Below are 16,521 nucleotides of genomic sequence, written 5' to 3'. Positions count from 1 at the left end.
CATGAAGCAGCCCGTGAGCCTTCCACGCCTGATCAACGACATCGTCGACTCGCCCATAAGCCCCCTGGTGGACAAGGCCCAGGAGGCCGACCGCAAGGCCATAGCCTATACCTGCTCATTCGTTCCCGAACCCTTGCTGAACGTGGAGGGCCTTTTCGGCGTAAGGGTGCGCGCCCCCGGTGTTTCCGGCACGCCCATGGCCGACACCTACCTTTCAAACGTCATATGCTCCACGGTAAGAAGCATCCTGGAGTTCGTGCTGGAAGGCACCTTTTCCAGCATCAACGGCTGGGTCTTCACCGCAAGCTGCGATCACATGCGCCGCCTGTACGACAACCTGGACTACCTGGAACACCCGGATTTCATTCATATCCTGGACGTCCCCCACAAGAGGAGCGAGGCGGCTGTCCAGTGGATGCGCGAAGAGCTTTCCATGCTGGCGGAAAAGCTCGCCGACAAGTTCAACGTGGTCACCGACGACGCGGCCCTGTCCCGCGCCATAGACGCCCACAACGAATATCTCGCCCTCATGCGCGACATTTCGGATTTGAGGAAGCGCGACCACCCGCCGCTCACCGGGGCCATGTTCCAGGCCCTGATCGCCGCAGCCTCCTCGTCGCCCACGGACCTCATCATCCCCCATCTGCGGGTTTTCTACGAAACAGCCCGGAACGCCCCCGGCATAGACGACTACCGGGCGCGCCTCCTCATGGCCGGAAGCCATTGCGACGATCCGCACTACATAAGGGTGATCGAGTCCACCGGGGCGCTCGTGGTTGGGGACCGCACCTGTACAGGCTCCATCCCGGCCCTTGCCCCCATAGACGACGAAGGCGACCCCCTCACGGTCCTTGCCCGGCGCAGCCTCTCCAACATAAGCTGCCCCCGCATGATGGAGGAGTTCGACACCAGGGTCGAGGAGATCATCGCGGCGGCAAAAGAGTTCCGGGTTGACGGCGTGGTGCTGGAAACCATGAAGTTCTGCGACACCTGGGGCGTTGAGGCGAGCCCCATGATCAACGCCCTCAGAAAGGCCAAAATACCGGTTCTGCGCCTGGAGCGGGAATATTCACTGGGAAGCGAGGGGCAACTGCAGACCAGAGTCCAGGCCTTTATGGAAAGCATGGGCAAGTGACAGGCTGTCCAAAAACGCGAACTGCTGTGTCAGAGCAAAGCGGGCGGGTCGTCATGTACGGCAAGTACTATTCCTCCCCGCCCGCTTTCCTCTTCCTTGCATTTCATCGTTTTTGATCAGCCTGTCTGCGCTGGCCTTAAAAGAATTTTAATTGGGGATGAAACCCGAAGCGGGATACAGGAAAAGGTCATGAGCATATACGATCTCAAGGGCGCAAGGGTCAGCCCCATGGAGCAGGCCCGCACGCTATATTATAAGGCTGAGGCATACGGCCACATAGCGAACATGGGATTGAGGGTTGGGCCGCTCACCATGCTGGGGCATTTGAGGTCCAAGCCCTGGCTCAAGGTTCTTCTGGACTGCGGCACCCTCTTCGACATGTCCACCAAGGGACGCGAGGGCCTCTACCGCCAGGCGAGCGCAATGGCCCTTTCAAGGGTGGTGAAGGCCATAACCGAGACCCTTGAGGGGGTCTTCACCCGGCCCGAATACACCGTCATGCACGAGGACCTGGTTCCGCCCGAAATAATCTACGCAATGGGCTTGAATCCCTGGATGGCCGAGCTTTTGGGCATCATGGGGCCGCTCATCCGCTCGGATTTCGCCGAGCGCTACATAGACGTCTCGGAAAACGCCGGGACCCCTCCCGACATATGCAGCCTTCCCAAGGCCACCATGGGCCTTGCCTTGAAGGGAGAAATGCCGAGGCCCGCCGCCATTCTCACGTCCAACATGCCCTGCGACGGCGGCATGAGCTGCTACACCGTCCTTGAGCGGGAACTCAACGTCCCCACCTTCCGCCTGGACGTTCCCTACAACTTCTACGACGAGCGAAGCACGAAGTACTTCGCCGACGAGCTTTTCCGGGCCGTAAAGTGGCTGGAGGCCAACACTCCGGGCCGCATGGACTGGGACCGCCTGAAGGAAATCTGCGACGAACGCAACCGCTCGGTGGAATACCAGATGGAGCTATGGGACCTCATCCGGGAAAAACCCGCGCCCCTGGCGGGCGAGGCCCTGTACCTGGGGCACATGATCTTCATGGTGGCCATGCCGGGGAGGCCCGCCTGCACCGAATACATGAAAACCATGGTGGACATGGCCAAACGCATACGGGCAGAGGGCGGCGCGCTTCACAACGAGCGCTTCCGGGCCGCCCTGTGGAACCCGCCCACCCTGGTCTACCCGGAGCTCATCGCCTGGGCCGAGCAGCGCTACGGGGTCGTCACCCTCATGGACATGATCTCGTACAACCGCCACCCCTACATCGATACGAAAAGCCCCCAGACCATAATGGAGGGCCTTTCCCGAATCATCATGCAGGGCCCCATGGCCCGGCACACCAGGGGCCCCCAGACCAACTTCTTTACGGACCTCTTCGATCTCTACGAACGCTTCAACCTGGACATGATCTGGATGGCCGGGCACATGGGCTGCAAGAACACCATGGCCCTGAATGGCATGTTCCGGGAAAAGTGCAGGGAGCGCGGAATCCCGCTTCTCATCATTCAGTACGACCTTTCGGACACGCGGGTGGTCTCCCCCGCCGAAATCCGCAAGCAGGCCGAAGGCTTCATGGAAACCGTCATCAAGGCCGAGCCAAGCAAATAGGCCGACCCGAAGGCTGTTTTTGCAAATTTTTCCCAGTTGGGATAAACCGGACCGACATAAAAACACGGGGCTTTACCGGAACCAGGCCCCGCCATAATCAGCCTGTCGAACGCCTGGATACGAAGCCTGGATAAAAACGATGAAGTGCAAGGAGTGCGAAAAGCCAATGAGCAAGCGTACTAAAAGTACGTGGCGGAATTGGCTTTGAAGCATGACACAGCAATTCGCGTTTTTTAGACAGGCCAATAATTATGGAAAGGTGTACTATGCCGAAATATTTTGCAGGTTGCGATTTAGGCTCCACCACCGGCAAGGCCGTGATTCTGAACGCATCGGGCAAGGTGGTTGCTAGCGCCCTCATAAGAAGCAAGATCGACCCCATCGAAACGGGCCGGGAAGTGCTTGAAATGGCGGCGGGCCAGGTGGAGGGCCTGGACGTCCGGGATATATCCTACCTCGTGGGCACGGGCTACGGCAGAAACGAGGTGCCCTTCGCCAACGAGAACGTCTCGGAAATCACCTGCCACGCCGTAGGCGCGCATTACATGGACCCAGGAGTGCGCACCATAGTGGACATCGGCGGCCAGGACGTTAAGGCCATAGCCTTGAACGACGACGGAAGCGTGCTGGAATTCGCCATGAACGACAAGTGCGCCGCCGGAACGGGCCGGTTCTACGAGGCCGTGGTGCGCACCTTCGACGTTACCCTGGACCAGTTCTCGGAGCTCAGCTTGAAGGCCAAGAAGGTGGTTCCCGTCACCAGCCAGTGCACCGTCTTCGCCGAATCGGAACTGGTCAGCCTCCTCTACAAGCGCCATCCGCCAGCAGACATAGCCGCGGGCGTCCAGCTTTCGGTGGCCAAGCGCGTCTTTACGTTAGCCCGGCGCGTGGGAATCCGCCCCAAGGTGACGGTAACCGGCGGCTGCTCCAAGAACAAGGGGCTGGTGAAGGCCCTGGAAAAGGTCCTTAGGGTTGACATCGTGAACCTTGGCATGGACCCCCAGTTCATGGGGGCACTAGGCGCGGCCGTCATAGCCCTCCGCAAACAGGGGAACTGAGGGCGCGATCTGCTGTGTCAGGCAGGGGGCGGGCGGGGCGTCATGTACCTTGTGTACTATTCCTCCCCGCGCCGCTCGCCTTCCTTGCATATCATCGCCCTCAGCTCCCCTGTTCCCAGCCGGAATTGAAGGGGGGATAAAGAGAAGTACAATATCATAAGTGGCTGTTCGTAGCGTGGGTCAGGACAAAAGAAGTTTTGTGCATAAAATAGTATGAGTTATAAATGTGTGAGGCACAACATGCTTGAAATGAGTTTTCTGGAATCAGTGATCGAAAGAGATATTGATTTACTTTTACTTGAGGAGCTTTCAGTTAGCGAAAACTTTCGTAAAATGTTTACGACTTTAATTTTTGGTGAAAGAGCATACAATGTATATATTAGAGCATGGCATTCTATAATCATCTCGAATCTTGGAGAATCTGATTTAATTTTTCGTTTTGAAGACATCAATGGCTTAAATGTGGCAATTCTTATTGAGAATAAAATAGATTCAACACCAATGCCGGATCAAGGATTACGTTACCATCTACGTGGTGAAGAAGGTATTAAAAAAGGAGAATGGAATGCTTTTAAAACATGTATCATAGCACCAAAAAAATACTTGGTCTCTGTTAAAGATACAGAATGTTATGATAGTCATATCAGCTATGAAGAAATTCATTCCTATTTTACGTCGGAAGGAATTAACGATGATAGATTGGCATATAAAGCGCGTATTATTTCACAAGCAATCCAGAAAAATAGACGTGGCTATCAGCCTACAGATAATGAACTGGTTACAGCTTTTGTGAAAGACTATTGTAAGTATGCGAATGAGAATTACTCTGCACTGAAAATACAAAAACCAAAACCGAGACAGGATCGCAGTAGTTGGATTGAATTTTATCCTAATGTATTGCCTCGAAAAGAAGTAAAGCTTGCGCACCAGCTGAGTAACGGGCAAATAAAAATGATGTTTGTTAATAAAGCTGAAGACATAGAAATAATAAGAACAAAATACGGAAGTAGTTTATCTAATCGGATGTCTATAGAAAAGGCTGGAAAATCGGTTAAAGTTATGATGAAAGTAAATGAAATAAATCCCCTGAAGAAAAACTTCGACGAAGTGAAAGAAATTATTGACTCTGCATTGGATTGTTTATCGCAACTCGTAATTTTATATGAAAAGGTTGGACGTATTTGACATCTGCAGGCCCTGGGCGGTTTTCGGTGAGCCCAAGGTTACGGCGAGTGCCCGCCGATGATGAGGACCACGGCGAGGCCGCCAAGGATTCCCAGGGCGATGAACCAGCGTCCGAGCCTTTTCAGCTCGTAAAGGGTCATCCCGTCCGGGGGCGACTTGTAAAACTCCCTCCAGGCGGCAAGCACCAGGAAAGCCCAGAAAATCAGGGCCGTGGCCTCCAGGGGCCAGATTCTGTAGTCGATTCCAAGCGTCAAGGGAAGCGAGAAGGAAAGAAGGGCCGACTGGGAAAAAGTCTTGGCCAGAAAGACGTTCAAAAGCCCCTCATCGTCCGCAGGACCCACCGTGCCGGGCACTGCCGAGGATTTCAGCCTGAACCCGCCTGAAAAAACCGCCTCGCTGTGCTTCAAGCTCCGGTCCCTCAAAAGGGCAAGATAGGAGGGGGCCGTGTACGGGAGCCTGACGTCCGCCGTCACCCTGCCCTGTTTAAGGGAAAGGCCCTTCAGTTCGGGCTGGCCGAAGCGCCACCCCGGCATGGGCGGGGATACGGCTGTCCTGCCAAGCTTAAGGGAAAGGCTGTCCTCGTCGAAAACCAGGGTTTCGGGCGCCATGAAGGACACCTGGACCGAAAAGGAGCCTCTGCGCCGGAAAACCGGGGCCAGGGGCCTTACCGGAAAGGCCTTGGGAACCCTTGCGGCCATCTCCCGCCAAAGGCTCTTGGGATCGTTGGCGCAAAGGGGAAGGGGAAAAACCGGGGTGAAGCCCAAGTCCCTGAAAACCGAAACCGCGTGATCCACCACAACAGGCTCCGCCCTGCCCAGAAAAAAAATCCACAGAAGCCTCACCCTGCCCGACCCGTAGGCCGACCACACCGGGTACGCGAAAAGTTCCGGCTGGGCCTCCAGAAAACCGGAAAAGGACAGGGCCGATACCCTTTTGCCGTCACGCGGGCCTGCCGAGAAAAAAATCACCGTGGCGGTCTTCTTCTTCACCTCCGGCCTTCTCATGAGGGTCTTGTAGCCGCAGGCCCCGCGCACCGTGGTGGTGGGCATGGCGGCCTCCGCCGGGGAGCCGAAAAAGGCCATGCCGTCCGGGGTGACCAGGGCGCTGGCCCACCGCCACTGGGGCGGGCTCGCCTGAAACAGCCGATGGGCCGCGCCAGCCAGGTTTCCGGCCTTTGAGCGGTAAAGGGACATCTCGTCTGAACAGGCGTCCACAGCTGTCAGGACCGATATCGACCGCGCCGGGTCAGCCGGGGCATCAGCCTGGGCAAGGGCCTGGGAAAAAGGGACAAGGAGGGGCGAAACCAAAAACATGATTATGGCGAAAACCAGTTTCATGGAAAAAGCGCCCCATCCCCTGCTTGCTGTCATGGCTGTGATTGCCGGTACCTGAATCTCTGGGCCACGGAGTATCTCACCCCGTTATGCATATAATGATACATAAGAGGCGGGGTGAGAACCTGGGACGCATCCTCCCTGGCCGGAGCCAGCGGCCCCGGAACGGCCCTTGGCATCACTATTCCCGGCGCCCATCCCCCTTCGTGGCCGACCTCGAGGCTTTCAAAACCGGGGGTCATTATGGGCCTTGGTCCCTTGTCCGAACACAGGAAAAGGTTTTCCGCTGTGGCCCTGTCAGCCCGGTCCATGTCCTGAAAATACATTATCTGAAGGCCGGGGCCCCCGCTTTTTAGTATGGGCAGGCTTGCCGACGAAAGAAGGAGCCGGTTTTCCAGCCCTTCCTGGCCGGGGGTCCCGTCAAAGGAAACCGCAGGCGCGGAATCCGGGTTCACCACGTAAATCTTTTCAGTAAGCCCCGCCTTGTCGCCGTTGGGATTTTCAAAGGAGATGGAAAGCCGGGCGCGCCCGAAGCAGTCCTTTTTGGGGGCCGGAATCTCGCATTCGATCTCCCGCACGAGCCTTTCGTCCTGGTGCAGGCCGGGATGGCTTTTTAAAATGTGGACCGCCTCCCTCGCCCGGTTGGCCCCGTAGGAAATGTTCACGGCAAGCCTGGACCGGTTGGTGAGGTAGAAATCGCTTCCCTTTTCCGGCTGAAAAAAGGCCCCGGAACGAAAGGCCGTCTCAAGGTTGCGGAGTCCCGGAAGAAGATAGCCGAAACCGGCAAAGGGCTTCAGGGTCCATCTTTCCACCCTGGGAAAGAGCTTTTTCGCATCCACGGTGGCAAGCCACAGGTTGTCGAAACCCGGAACGAGCCTGTTCAGAAGCCCGGTGGACTCGCAGATTATGTCGCGCCGTCGGGAGCCTACGCCGTAGGCGTAAAGGCCTTCGTTTATGTCCTGGAGCAGAAAGCGGTGAACCCCGGTTGGGGCCTCGCCGGGAACCGCGATTTCCCAGCCGTCGTCAAGCACCGCCCGGAAATGCTTGCGGTCCGGCCTGGAAACCGAAAGGTGGACCCTGTGGGCGTGGATTTTCCGGTCGACGAAGGAGCCGTCTTCCAGGCGGGCCACCAGGAACCAGGAAAAATCCACCTCGATCTCGGCGTCGTTCCTCCAGGCCCCGGGCGCATCGAAGAACCCGAAGGCCCCATGCGCGGACACGCTTTCGGGCTTTCTGCGGCTAAGGCTCTCCCACACCTCCGAAAGGGGCATCCTGGACAGGGCGTCCCCGTGGTGGATCCGAAGGTTGATGGCCGTGATGCGGTAGGGGCTCACGAAATTTTCCACAAGCTCCACCACGTGCCGGGCGTACCGGCCAAGCTCCTCCGGCCTCGTTATGTTGAAGCGCTCAAGGGCCGGAAGCTCGTTGGCGAACACCACGTCCAGTTCTGACAGCAGAAACTTCATTTTTTCATGGTTTCCCGGTTGATGCCCCTGACCTGTTTTCCCTTAACGCCCATTACATCAAATTCCGTTTATGATGCCAAATCAATTTTTTTCCGCCCTCAGCCGACACCGCAGGTCGCGCCCTTCCGCCGGTTTCAAACCGTCTTTTCACCACACCCATCGAAACCCCGGCCTGGGGGGCGAAATGCAAGGAAGGCCGGGGAGGGCGGGAAGGAATAGTACAAAAAGTACATGACGCGCCGCCCGACCCGGCCTGACACAGCAGGTCGCGCCCTTCCGCCCCCCAGGCTAATCCGTCTCTTCACCGCTGGGTTCTATTGTGCCCGGAGGCGCTATGGATTCAGCCGGCCCGGCTTCTTCCTCCTTTTTCTCCCCTTGCGCCGCCGGTTCATCCTCTTCCTCCTCCTCCACCCCGATTATCCTGGGATACGGGAGAAAGACCACGTCCTCGCGGGTGAGATAGCCCCTCTGTAGGGCCTTGGCGTTAAGGGCGTTGATGACGGCCTGGGATACCCCGAAGGTCCTGGCCACGTCATTTAAGGCTTTTTCCGTGCGGGCCGGGGCCGGAAGGCTCAACCTCAGGCGCATCTTGTGGGGTTTGCGTGCAAAGGTGAGGCAGGTTTCCGGGGCCATGCGCACGCGCTTTCCCGGAGGCACGTCGGCCCGCCAGCGGGAGCCAAGCTCGGCCCAGGGGTAGGTGTAGATTCCGGAGAAGCGCGAAAGCACCAGCTTGTAGGGGCTTTCATACGTTCCCAGCGGGGTTCTCAGAAAAGGCTCGCGGCAGATGAGAATGTTCACGGGCTGCCTTGCAAGCCTTCCCCTTACCCGTTTTTCCCGGTAGCGCCTCACCCTTCCCTCTTCGGCCAGAACCGGGTTCCAGGCCAGAAGGATGAGGGGCGGCACCTTGTATTTTTTCGCAAAGGCCGTGATGTCGCTGTCTTCGCCCTGGACGATGCTGAAATTCTCTCTGCATGGCCAATCCTTGGCCGAAGGCCCCGGCAGGCTCACCTTTTTGGAGGCCGCGAAGGACGCCGGGAAGGAGGCCGCAAAGGCCAGCAGAAGGGCGATGGCTATTTTGAGGCGCATGTTTTCTCCACCTGGTTTCCGCAGTCTCCGAAAAAGGAGGCGATGGTGTAGGCCAGCTTGGCCGCGAGAAACTTGGCGTGGGTGGGGGCCTTGGGATTGTTGGAATTCTCGACGCTTATGGCCATGACCAGCTTTTCACGGCTGCGGTTGAACTTCCAGTCCGCGCCGTTCTTTGCAAGGCTGCCCGCCTGCCAGCCCATCCAGCGGGTGTGGGCCTTCTGGACCTCGCTTCCGGGCGCTCCCTGGACCACCTCGGCTGTGGAGGTCTTTCCGGCGAAAACCGGGTATCCCAAATCCTCGCTGCCCTGGATTTCCACGAATGAGGGCTGGGAGGTGCCCATGAAAATGCCGCGCCCAGGCTCGGCCACCCTCTGGGAGCCCAGGATCAGCGAGTCCCCCACCTGCCTTGCCGCAGCGGCGAAAATCTCCGGGTCAAGGGGGCTTTGGGGGTCTGATTCCATGCGCTCCACCGCGTCCTCCCTGAAGGTGGGCAGGTACATCTGGCCGCCGTTGGAGTAGAGAACCCCCATGAGGGCAAGGTGCATGAGGGATGCCTCCACGATCTGGCCGAAGGTCATCTTGCACAGGGAGGCGGGATACTGCTCCAGGTGCGCCACGTCCACGAGGCCCGCGTCCAGGCGCAGAATTCGCGTTATTTCGCCGTCAAGGTCGCGGGCGAAGCGAAGGGCCGGGCCGTACTGGGTTCCCGACCCGCCCAGGACCCGGAAACCCAGGGCCTTGTAGACCTCGATCCAGGAGCCCGGAAGGGTTCCAGGGGCTGCGTACTGGGTGTATAGCCTCATGGCCCCCTGATTGCAGGACTTGTAGAGGATTTCCGACAGAAATTCCACCCGGTCCCTTCTTTTTCCGTGGTTGCCCACGCAGGCTATTCCCTTGGGGCCGAACTCGTAGCCCCAGAAAGCGCCCCAGGAGTAGCTCACCAGGTGGTTGGTGCAGGTGTAGGGCGGGATGGGGATGTCCCCGGATTTCACCGCGAAGAAGCGCTCAGGACCCGTGATGTCAAAGGACAGCGGCCCCGGCGGAACGGTGTCGAAGCGCCAGGGGGGGCTTAAAAGCCAGCACATGGCTGTTACGGTCTTGAAGATGGAGCCTGGGTAATCGTTTTTCGTCAGCTGAAGCGCCCGGTTTCTGAAGGTGAAGTCGCGGGTGTCGTCGGCGGTCTTGTCGAAAATGGCCCCTTTCAGACTCTCCCTGGTGAAGGTGGGAAGGCTGAGGCAGGCCCTTATCTTTCCCTCGCGGTTTAAGATCACCACCGCCCCGCCGTGAGTGGAGGGCGTGGCGCAGGGCCTTCTGCCTTTAACGGAGGTGCACGGCGGATAGGGATAATCCGCGTCCATCATGGCAAGGTGCCTTCGGGTGACCGAGGTGACTATTTCCATGAGGTCGGACTGGAGCGTGAGCCGCACGTTTTCGCCCTGCGAGAGCCTGGACCGCACGTCCGGGGCCTCGGCCAGACCCGGATACAGGGTGCGCCTCCTGGAGTGGCGGCCCGACGAGTGATCGAAGATTTCGTCTCCAAGAATGCCGGTTATGGAATTTAATATTTCCCCGTTGTCCACCGGCGAGGAAAAGGTCCAGCGGACCATCTGGCTTGTGGTGTCGTTTTTGGGAAGGGCCTTTTTTTCCGAGAACAGGCACAGGCCGAAGTTGGATGCCAGGGTCCAGGAGCCCTCGCCGTAGGAAACCACGTCGCCGTACCGGAGTTCCCTGGATTCGCCCGTAAGGTCCTCGCCGTTGATGAGAACCGGCGCGTCTCCCCACGCCCTTTTTATGGCGAGCCCCGATCTTTCGCCGGTAAGGCCTCCTTTGGCGCTGGCGAGGGAAACCGCCACAACAGCCGACTGCGGGCCCAGGAAGGCCCATGAATCAGGCCCGACCGCAAGCCCGGCAAGGCGCTTGTCCGAGGGCGGGGGGGTCACCCGGCCCTCTCCGTTTACGCAAACCGCGTAACGGGACCACACCCCCAGGGCGTCCCAGTCCTTCAGGTACGACCCGCCCTGGTTGGACCTGGATGGCGCCGGCAGGCGCGCCGAGTCCCCGGCAAAGACCCCGGGGCCCGGATGGAAAATGAGATAGACCGGCTGCTTCCTCTTGTTGCGGGCTGGCCAGTCCAGAAATATTTTCCGGTCCCGTCCGGGGTCGGTGAGGTAGGGGTAGCTTTTCCGGTTGGCCGCCGCCAGGTCCCCCACCTTCGGCGCGCGGGTTTGCGCGGCCACGGTCTCCCTGGAATCGAAAAGAAGGTTGTTTCTTATGGTGACCCCGGCTTCGGGATGAAAAATCACGGATTCGGCATAGGCCCTGTTCCGGCTGCCCGCCTCGCCGTCAGCCTGATCGAGGGACACCGTTCCGTGATCTGCGGTGTCGATCATGCTGTCGTATTTTTCCCAGCTCACCCTCTGCCTTGCGCCGAAACGCCGAAACTGGCTGGACATGGGGGCGAGAACGCAGGGCTTTCCAGGAAGGGCCGTCACCTGGCGCATGGGGTTGTTCCAGGTGGATGAAAGGGGCTCCACAGGAGGATCGTTTCCCGCCGTTAAGGCCCCGAAAAGCGGGTTTTGCCGGAAATTGAAAATCACCCACAGGGCAGTGGTGTTGTCCGGCCCCTTTCCGGTTTTAAGGGCGAAGAGGGGGATTTCCCGGATTTCGCCGCCGCTTGCCTTAAGCCTGAAGGCACTTCCCTTCATCTCCCCCGACCCGCCGCCCTCGGTGGCCGTCACTGCCTGAACCCAGGCCACAGCGGTTTTATCCGCTGGCAGAAGAGGGTCCTCCTCCCCCGCCACCAGGCTGAGGGGCCAGAGGCGGGGCTGAAGCCTCGCCGGGAACGCCTTCCCGCCCTTGGTGACGGTTGGCCGGTCAAGAAAGCTCACCCGGATCGTCCCGTCCCTGTCGGCGGTTAGTTCCAGCCACCGGCCCGGAAGAAAGGCGGTGGGAGCGCCCTCGAAAATTCTCGCCTGTTCCGCCACGGGAAAGACCGCCTGGTTTTTGAGGCTCTTTCCAAGGGTTACGCTCTGACCGGGCGCAAGGAAAAACAGGTAGCCCAGCCGGCTCGCCGACATGGACCCGCCGCCTTCCTCCCGGCCAAGCCCCACCAGGTTGTTGTTGAAAACGTAAATTCCGGGCGCGGCCTCGTGTTCGCCGTCGGCTATCACCCTGAAGGATGCGGTTTCGGGCTTTTCGGGATTCTGAACCGCGTAGGCGTTGGCAAGGTCGCTCACCAGGAGTTTCCAACCCGAATCCTTCTTCTCTATCATTGCGTAGCGCTCGAAGGGGACGTGGGCAGGCCTTTGGGCGCGGGAAAAGGAAAAATCCCCAAGCCCAAGCCGGTTGGATATCGAAAGCCCCTTCTCCTGCTCGTAGAGCAAAAACATGGAATGGGAAAAATCCCTGCGCTCGTCCGAAAGCTCCGCGTCGTGGCGGGCCAGCCTCGTTACGGCGAAAAAGCTGGCGGAAAAACCGGCCACCAGCAAAAGGGCCAGGACTCGCCGACGAAATGGTATGGCACGCTTTTTCGAGGGCATGTCAGTAGGTTCTTTCCTGCCAGGGGCTTAGAAGGGAAATCCACAACAGGGTGAGGGTGAAGAAGCGGTATGAATCGCCGTCGGAGACCAGGGGAAAGGGCACGCCGGTAAGGGGCAGGTAACAGCCCGTGGACAGGAACGAATAAAGCCCGAACACCCCCAGAAAGGCGAAGCAGACGAAACGGAACAGGGGCTCGTTCAGCCGCTTTATGGACTGGTGGAGGGTGTAGGCCTGCATCTGCCACAGTGAGAGAAACAAGACGGCCAGATAGGCGAAAAGGAGGCTCCCGGCCAGAAGGGTGCCCGAAACAGCGGTGAAAACATCCTTGTAGAGGCTCCGGGTAAGGCTCATGGCAAAATCCGTGTGGATTCGCCGGGCGAGGCTTCCAAGGCGGGTCCCCGGCTCGTATATCAGGCTGTGGGGGATGTCCGCGTCGTCCCTCAAGGCCGGTACGTTCATCTTGTCCATGCGGCTGTAAAACATGTCCATGCCCGGAAGCTCGAAATCCTTCTGGTAAAAGCAAAGAAGGCTCGTTGTGGCCCCTATTCCCAGCCAGATTATGAACAGGGTCTGGGCCATGTTGGGGGAAAAGGTCCATCCGAATTTCGAAAGTGTCCGGTTGACCAGGGCAAAGGCTATGGGCATGAAGAGAAGGGCCGCCAGGGGCGGGTATTCCACCACGAACCAGGCAATAGGTGCCACAAGGGTACACGCGGCCACGAAAAAAACCTGGACAGCCCTGGTGAACCTGCCCCTTTGCTCGTCCTGAAGGGGCAGCAGCCGGTTCTTGTCGGTGAAAAAACCCACGGCGGGCCAGGCCAGGAAAAGAAAGAGCGAGTAGATGAGTATGGGGCCGAACTCGTCGTAAAGGGCCAGGGGAACCGCGAAGCCCACCAGGGGAATCAGGCCCGAAAACACCGCCACCCCTCCCAGGGACAGGCGTCTTTTGACCCTCAGCCTGAAATAGGTGAGGTAGGAGGTGAAGGCCAGGGGAAAGAGCAGAAGAAGGGTGCTGGAACATAGGAGGATGATGCTGCGGCCAGGCTTGACCGCGAAAACCCCCACCGAAAGAGCGAAGGAAATCAGGGTGGCGAAAAAGAGCTTCCGGGCGTGCCGGGCCTCGTCGAAAAACCACCCGAAAAGGAAGTTGCGGCTCGGCCTGAAATACTTCAGCACGGCCATGAAAAGGAAAAGCGCCATCGAAAGGGCCGTTATCCGAAACACCCCCTGGGAGCAGTCCAGAAAAAAATGGACCTTGTTCAGCTCCGGGTAGGCTGCGGAATCGAGATTGAGGTACAGAAGCTGGAAAAGCCCCAGAAACGTCAGCCCCGTGACCATGAACACGGTAAGCCCGGAAGCTGTCAGGGAATAAATGGACGAGGCGGTGTTGCCCTTTGAAAACCTCACCGTGAAAAAGGGAAAAAAGAGGTAGACCAGGCAGAAGGCCGCGCAAAAACCCGTAAACAGCATGGCGAAGGCCGACGTGATGAACCCGGCCAAGGGCGCGAAAACGGCTTCTCTCAGGGTGAAGCCCAATCCGGCCACGAACAGCGCGTCCTTTTCGGGATGGAAGGTTAAGCCGCTTTCGCCCGCAGAAAGAAATTCCACCGGCGCGGTCGCTTGCCCCCAAGGGCTGCGGTCGCCTGCCCCGGAAAAATAATCCACCCACGTAAAGGGCGCGTGAAAACCGTAAACCCCCTGGGGATCGGAGAAAACCGGGTAAAAGAAGGATGTCGGGCGGGCTGATGAAGCGGCCAGGTTCCGGGCCACCCGCACCCTGGCCGCAGATTCGTTCACGGCGCTGTACGCCCCGCTCTCGCTCTTGCGGGCCAGGACAAAACCGGCGAAAGGCTCTGAAATGAAATCCAGGGGAATGTGGAACCTGCCGGGAATCTTGATCGCCTGGGGCTTGTAACCTGGCCCGGTCAGTTGAAGGGTCTCGGCCCTTTCCCCGGCCCTGGCCGATTCGGGCAGCAAAAACGGGTATTTTGCCGGAAACTCCAGAAAGGGATTTGACCCGGAAAGGGAGCCCGGCTTTCCCGAAGCCGTGAAACGGACCAGGGCTCCCCTCTTCGGCCCCCCTGCCCCGGAAAGCCTGAACGCGAAAAGGTCGTATCCGGCCTCGTCGTTTTTGGAAAGGGCTATGAGTTTTTTGATGACCGAGTCCAGGGTTGCGCCGCCGCCCGCCTCTTCTTCGGCTGGTTTCGCGTCTTCGCGGATGTCCTGCTGAAACGAATAAGAGACGCCTTGCGAAACGGCGAAGCGGAAGACCTGCGAAGGCCGCGCACCTGCCAGTCCGGCGCGGGGCTCGAACGAAACCGGCAACCTTGTTTCCGGACCGTTTTCCGGGCGGCTGTAAACCAGCAACTTGCCCCGGTCAAAAGCGGCGGTGGCGGTGCACAGAATCACCCTGTCGCTCTTTTTGAACGAAAGCGCGAGCTTGTTGTTGTAAAAGGAGAAGGTCGAATTTCCGGACGGAGCGATTTCCAGATATTCCAGCCGCCACGCGGGCCCCGAATTTTCACTCAGCCAACCGGAGAGGGCCGCTGTCATGGGAGGGATTATGAAGGCCATGAGCAAAAGGGCCGGGACAAGGCTTAAGGCCACTGCCAGGACGGGAATGAATCGTCTGCGGAAAAGGTTGCCCATGAGTGCGTCCGAAGGTGTTTGATTCCGCCTGAAATGCCTTTTGCCGCGCCTTTCCGGCTTCATTAAACGGAATCGCGTACCATATCACACTGTTTCTGCAATCTCAACGGCCTAGTGGGGACTTTGCGGGTAAAACATGTGAATTCTGTTACAGCGGACGGCGGGGGAAAAATGAAAGGGGAGGCCCCGAAAGCATCCGGGGTCTCCCCTTTTCCATCAGACAAATCAGGCTAAACGGCAAGCCTTAGTCGCACAGCTCGAACAGGGCAGCCGCGCCCATGCCGCCGCCGATGCACATGGACTCCACGCCGTACTTCACGCCCTTGGTCTTCATGTTGTTCAGAAGCGTGGCGGCGAGCTTGGCTCCCGTGCAGCCAAGCGGGTGACCCAGGGCGATGGCTCCGCCGTGGATGTTCACGCGCTCGATCATGCCGGGCTTGTCTATGCCAAGTTCCCTCATGCAGTACAGGGCCTGGGAGGCGAAAGCCTCGTTGATCTCGAAAAGGCCCACGTCCTCGATTTTCACTCCGGCCTTGGCCAGCACCTTGGGAATGGCAAGAGCCGGACCCACGCCCATTTCGTCCGGGTTGCAGCCCACGGTGGCGTAGCACACGAGTTTTCCAAGGGGCTTGATTCCCAGAGCCTTCATCTTGTCGCCGCTCATGATGACGCAGGCGGCGGAGCCGTCGGTGGTCTGGGAGGAGTTGCCTGCGGTCACCGAGCCCACTGCCGCGAAAACCGGGCGCAGCTTGGCAAGGCCTTCCATGGTGGTTTCGGCGCGGATGCCGTCGTCCACCGCCTGGATGAAGGTTTCCTTCTTGAAGGTGCCGTCCGGCTGCTCAACGTACTTGATGGCCGGGGTGGGCACGACTTCGATGAACTTGCCGTTGTCACGGGCCGCCGCAGCCTTCATGTGGGAATTGTAGGCGAACTCGTCCTGGGCTTCGCGGCTTACGTTGTAGCGCTTGGCCACGTTTTCGGCGGTGATGCCCATGGAGCAGTACATCTCCGGGTGGGCTTCGGTGTATTCGGGGCAGGGCCTGGGCATATTTCCGCCCATGGGCACGTAGCTCATGGACTCAAGGCCAGCGCCGATGGTGACATCGGAAAAACCGCACATGACCCTCATGCTGGCCTGGACAACGGCTTCGAGGCCGGAGGCGCAGAAACGGTTGACGGTGGCTCCCGAAACCGCCTGGGGAAATCCGCCGATCTGGCCGCAGATGCGGCCCACGTTCAGGCCCTGCTCGGCTTCGGGAAAGGAGCAGCCGCACATGATGTCTTCAACGTCGCCCTTTGAAAGACCGGGAACCTTGTCAACTGCCGCGCCCAGGATGAAGGACAGAAGTCCTTCGGGACGGGTGTCGGCGAAAGCGCCCTTGGCCCTCCGGCAGCCCGGAGTTCTCACTGCCGATACGATGTAAGCTTCTCTCATATCAAAATACCTCCCATGATCG

The 16,521-nt window shown here is 58.9% G+C and carries 10 protein-coding genes; 4 read left to right on the top strand and 6 right to left on the bottom strand.

Features of this window, described 5'->3' with window-relative positions; genetic code table 11:
• The first annotated feature begins 1 nt into the window (after position 1).
• The 4 genes from HZB23_11255 to HZB23_11240 all read left to right on the top strand — a co-directional run bounded on the left by HZB23_11255 (position 2) and on the right by HZB23_11240 (position 4,989).
• Positions 2–1,135, top strand: coding sequence for a 2-hydroxyacyl-CoA dehydratase (locus tag HZB23_11255; protein ID MBI5845233.1), 1,134 nt, complete (start codon positions 2–4; stop codon positions 1,133–1,135).
• A 189-nt stretch (positions 1,136–1,324) separates the two neighbouring features.
• Positions 1,325–2,746, top strand: coding sequence for a 2-hydroxyacyl-CoA dehydratase (locus HZB23_11250; protein ID MBI5845232.1), 1,422 nt, complete (start codon positions 1,325–1,327; stop codon positions 2,744–2,746).
• 266 nt (positions 2,747–3,012) lie between these two features.
• Positions 3,013–3,804, top strand: coding sequence for an activase (locus HZB23_11245; protein ID MBI5845231.1), 792 nt, complete (start codon positions 3,013–3,015; stop codon positions 3,802–3,804).
• A 240-nt stretch (positions 3,805–4,044) separates the two neighbouring features.
• Positions 4,045–4,989, top strand: a complete 945-nt coding sequence (locus HZB23_11240) for a PD-(D/E)XK nuclease superfamily protein (protein ID MBI5845230.1) — start codon at positions 4,045–4,047, stop codon at positions 4,987–4,989.
• A 38-nt stretch (positions 4,990–5,027) separates the two neighbouring features.
• Here the strand turns inward: HZB23_11240 and HZB23_11235 are convergent, their stop codons facing one another.
• The 6 genes from HZB23_11235 to HZB23_11210 form a co-directional block, all read right to left on the bottom strand.
• Positions 5,028–6,359: a hypothetical protein gene (locus tag HZB23_11235; protein ID MBI5845229.1), complete on the bottom strand. Its 1,332-nt coding sequence runs from the start codon at positions 6,357–6,359 to the stop codon at positions 5,028–5,030.
• On the bottom strand, positions 6,356–7,789 hold the full coding sequence (locus tag HZB23_11230; GenBank protein MBI5845228.1) for a hypothetical protein: 1,434 nt from the start codon (positions 7,787–7,789) through the stop codon (positions 6,356–6,358). The genes HZB23_11235 and HZB23_11230 overlap by 4 nt, the downstream gene beginning before the upstream one ends.
• A gap of 288 nt (positions 7,790–8,077) precedes the next feature.
• Entirely contained in the window at positions 8,078–8,875 is a 798-nt protein-coding gene (locus HZB23_11225; GenBank protein ID MBI5845227.1) for a hypothetical protein, read from the bottom strand.
• A complete protein-coding gene (locus tag HZB23_11220) occupies positions 8,860–12,414 on the bottom strand; it encodes a hypothetical protein (GenBank protein ID MBI5845226.1) in 3,555 nt (1,184 codons plus the stop codon). Before HZB23_11220 ends, HZB23_11225 begins: the two co-directional genes overlap by 16 nt.
• Before the next feature lies 1 nt (position 12,415).
• Positions 12,416–15,064, bottom strand: a complete 2,649-nt coding sequence (locus HZB23_11215; protein ID MBI5845225.1) for a hypothetical protein — start codon at positions 15,062–15,064, stop codon at positions 12,416–12,418.
• 244 nt (positions 15,065–15,308) lie between these two features.
• Positions 15,309–16,499 carry a thiolase family protein gene (locus HZB23_11210; protein MBI5845224.1) on the bottom strand — a complete coding sequence of 397 codons (1,191 nt, stop codon included), beginning with the start codon at positions 16,497–16,499 and terminating at the stop codon, positions 15,309–15,311.
• Positions 16,500–16,521: the final 22 nt, after the last annotated feature.

This window comes from Deltaproteobacteria bacterium (assembly GCA_016235345.1).
Lineage (GTDB): Bacteria > Desulfobacterota > Desulfobacteria > Desulfobacterales > Desulfatibacillaceae > JACRLG01.
The sequence above is the reverse complement of the archived record's forward strand: the minus strand, read 5'-3'. Positions and strand labels throughout refer to the sequence as shown.